This is a genomic window from Psychroflexus halocasei (genome assembly GCF_900107595.1).
Lineage (GTDB): Bacteria > Bacteroidota > Bacteroidia > Flavobacteriales > Flavobacteriaceae > Psychroflexus > Psychroflexus halocasei.
In genome coordinates this window covers 1-3,053 of record NZ_FNQF01000029.1, presented here as the reverse complement: position 1 = coordinate 3,053, position 3,053 = coordinate 1, and the positions used below count along the sequence as shown (strand labels likewise).

Here is a 3,053-nt window from a genome sequence, read left to right as displayed (position 1 = left end):
GCTCACCTCTTCCCATTCCGAACAGAGAAGTTAAGCTCGTTAGCGCCGATGGTACTACTAACGTGGGAGAGTAGGTCGCCGCCTTCCTTTATATAAAAAAGCCTGTAAGAACAATCTTACAGGCTTTTTTGTTTATTTATTAAATCATCTTAACTATTTTATATATAAAAGCCAGTAACTAAGCTGGCCCTTATGATATATATGATGTTGACTTATGAGCTTGAAATATAAGAGGATACTTGATTGAAATTAATAAGCTTGACTTTAGTTACTCTAATTAGTTCTTTAGCTATTTAAAAATTGATTAATTAGAGTCATTTTTAATATTTTAGGCTATCACTACAGAGAGATTAGTTATCTTTATGATGCCGCGGGCGTTAAACTAGAGAAAATTGTGAATACAGGAACTTTTTCAGATGGATCTTCAGCTGGTTTAGGGATGATTACACATACCCAATATGACAATATTTTTATTTTTAAATACACAGGTACAAGCACCCCTGAGTTAACCTTCTTCTTACAACCCGAAGGCTATATAGAACCAGACAACCAAGGTGACTATGACTATGTCTATCAATTTAAAGACCACTTAGGGAATGTAAGGTTAACGTATTCAGACAGTAACAACGACGGTTCGATTAATCCTGCTACCGAAATTATTTCTGAGAAAAACTACTATCCTTTTGGTCTCAAACATAAAGGGTATAATAACGTGGTGGATGGGACGTATTATCCCTATGGTTATAACGGCAAAGAACTTGTTGACAATTTTGGTTTAAGTCTTATTGAGATGGACTGGAGACAATATGACCCTGTATTAGGACGTTTTAATGTAACCGATCCATTAGCTGAAGAAATGTTTGATCAAACGCCTTATCATTTTGCTTTTAATAATCCAATATATTTTAAAGACCCAACTGGTCTTAATCCTGAATATGACTCTTATGATTATTACGAAGACATGGGGAATCAACAAGAAGCTCAAGAACAAGAAGCTCAAAACAATTGCTGTCCAGGAGAAACCATCATGGACGGTAAAACCATTAACCCCTTACCAGAAGTATTGGTAGTTGAAGATTCAGAACGTGTTAGTGAGTTAAAAGATTTAGGATATTCATATTATGACATTGAATTTCGAGATCATTTAAGGGAAAATAATCATTATTATTACAGAATTTTATTAGGCCAAGAAGATAGAGGAATTTATAGAAGATTACAAATTGCAGATAAAGGATACTGGTCAGAAACTAAAAGAAATTATAATCGTGGCTGGAAAAACTGGGACAAGGATGGTCTAGGTAATTTCCTTATGAATGCTACAGCTATTGGTGTTGGTGGTGCTATGACTGCTCCTGTTGCAAGTGTCTTTGAGACTTCTATAGGTTTTATGGGGCTCGGAAATATGGCATTAGAGGGATACGCTTCTGTTCAAGCATATGGGTCATATTATTATATTTGGACTAATCTTACTTTAAATAGAAAAATTACTACATTCGCAACTGGTAGTGTTATATCTTTAGGCAAAGCTATAGGTCCAAAATATGTTAAAATAGCACCAAGACCTTTGATTAAATACTTAGGCACTAAAAATGTTCATAGCTTTTTTAGAAAACCAACAATTAATACAAATATAGATTTCATTAAACCAATAATTAATGGACTGTACGGTAAAACTGGAGCTCCTTATTTTGATAGACCTTTTGGAAGATAATGATTGATAAAAAAATTTTAATAAAACAGGAAGAATTCTTTAAAGAATATAAAGATTCTGAAGATTTGATAAAAAAACGAGTACATTTTAATTCTGTACTAAACATTTCGAGAGAATTAATCAAAATTAAAAATAAAAAAGAAACTCTCATTTTTAAACAAAACCTATCAGAATATTATGATGTAGTTTTTGAGAGCTCACACCCAATTGATAAACTAGAAAGCACCAAAAATTATCACTCATATTTATTAGAAATAACATTATATTTAATGAGCAAAAGTAATTTTAAAAGTAAATCAGATATAGAAAGAGCCGTTTTATGGGGTGTTTTTTTTGATTTAATCTTGTATTTTACTGGATTATCAAAATATTATTTATATGTACCAATTGTGTCATTTGGATTTTTAATATCTGCTATATCTAAACGAAAAAAGGCTATCAAAGAAAATCGTTATTTTGGTGTTGAATGGTAATAAATATTATTAAATCACTTTGATTTTATTAACTGGATTTTCTTTGTGTCCTTCTTGTGACCTAATATGAAAAGTTATTAGTATTGTGTCTGCAACTGTTACGAGTGTACTAGAGACTTCTATAGGTTTTATGGGGCTCGGAAATATGGTATTAGATGGAGCTATATCTCTTTCAGCAAGAACTTCTTATTATGCAAATGATTTATTGTATAAATTCTCTATGACTTCTGTTAATAAATTGAGTTATTTTGCTTCATCACGTTTTCTTGGTTATTCTGGACAAAAGATTTTAATGACGCATGGGAAACAGTATGTAGATTATGGAAGATTTATATTGAAAGAACCACTCAATATTTATACCCCTCAAAACTTAAATATTATTTATTCTAGATACTCAGACTTTAAGAGGGTTAAAAATATTATTTCAAAATAATGCTTGAAAATACATTTAAAAATAATTCAAATCAACTATTAAAATCTTTAGAGGAAAAATATAATCGTAAAATTTTACGAAAAATTAAATATCGAAATTTAATAGTTATAGTAGAATTTATATCAAATTACAAGCCCAAGAGTAGAATTAAAAAAGAGGAAAATGATATACTAGAATATCTAACAATTATTAATAATAAAAATTTAGAAAAAATTAATAAAAAAGAGCTATTAATACTTCAGAAAGAATTTATATACCCATTTATTAATAGGTTTATGAAATATGGTTTTAGATATAAATATGTTTGGTTAATTTTATTATTTTTTATTGTTATTTTAGATTTCTAAGTTCAAGTAATAAGTGCAAAATTAATATTTAAAACTCTTGGGGCTAGCCCCAAGAGTTTTAGGACGAATTGTTATATTAATCTTGCATG

The 3,053-nt window shown here is 29.7% G+C and carries 4 protein-coding genes and 1 rRNA gene; all 5 read left to right on the top strand.

All coding sequences use genetic code 11. From position 1 onward, the window contains the following. A 5S ribosomal RNA gene (gene rrf / locus BLV84_RS12280) occupies positions 1–87 on the top strand; the annotation flags it as partial. Positions 88–394: 307 nt separating this feature from the next. After that, on the top strand, positions 395–1,711 hold the full coding sequence (locus BLV84_RS12275; RefSeq protein ID WP_093246133.1) for an RHS repeat domain-containing protein: 1,317 nt from the start codon (positions 395–397) through the stop codon (positions 1,709–1,711). Then, entirely contained in the window at positions 1,711–2,184 is a 474-nt protein-coding gene (locus tag BLV84_RS12270; RefSeq protein ID WP_093246130.1) for a hypothetical protein, read from the top strand. Before BLV84_RS12275 ends, BLV84_RS12270 begins: the two co-directional genes overlap by 1 nt. A 130-nt stretch (positions 2,185–2,314) precedes the next feature. After that, complete coding sequence (locus tag BLV84_RS12265; protein ID WP_143521383.1) at positions 2,315–2,617, top strand: hypothetical protein; 303 nt, start codon at positions 2,315–2,317, stop codon at positions 2,615–2,617. After that, on the top strand, positions 2,617–2,964 hold the full coding sequence (locus tag BLV84_RS12260; RefSeq protein WP_093246123.1) for a hypothetical protein: 348 nt from the start codon (positions 2,617–2,619) through the stop codon (positions 2,962–2,964). The genes BLV84_RS12265 and BLV84_RS12260 overlap by 1 nt, the downstream gene beginning before the upstream one ends. Positions 2,965–3,053: the final 89 nt, after the last annotated feature.

What these genes read in the sequence shown, in the direction of transcription:
- BLV84_RS12270 (WP_093246130.1), top strand. Translation starts at nt 1,711, where the DNA reads ATGATTGATAAAAAAATTTTAATAAAACAGGAAGAATTCTTTAAAGAA.
- BLV84_RS12265 (WP_143521383.1), top strand. Translation starts at nt 2,315, where the DNA reads ATGGGGCTCGGAAATATGGTATTAGATGGAGCTATATCTCTTTCAGCA.
- BLV84_RS12260 (WP_093246123.1), top strand. Translation starts at nt 2,617, where the DNA reads ATGCTTGAAAATACATTTAAAAATAATTCAAATCAACTATTAAAATCT.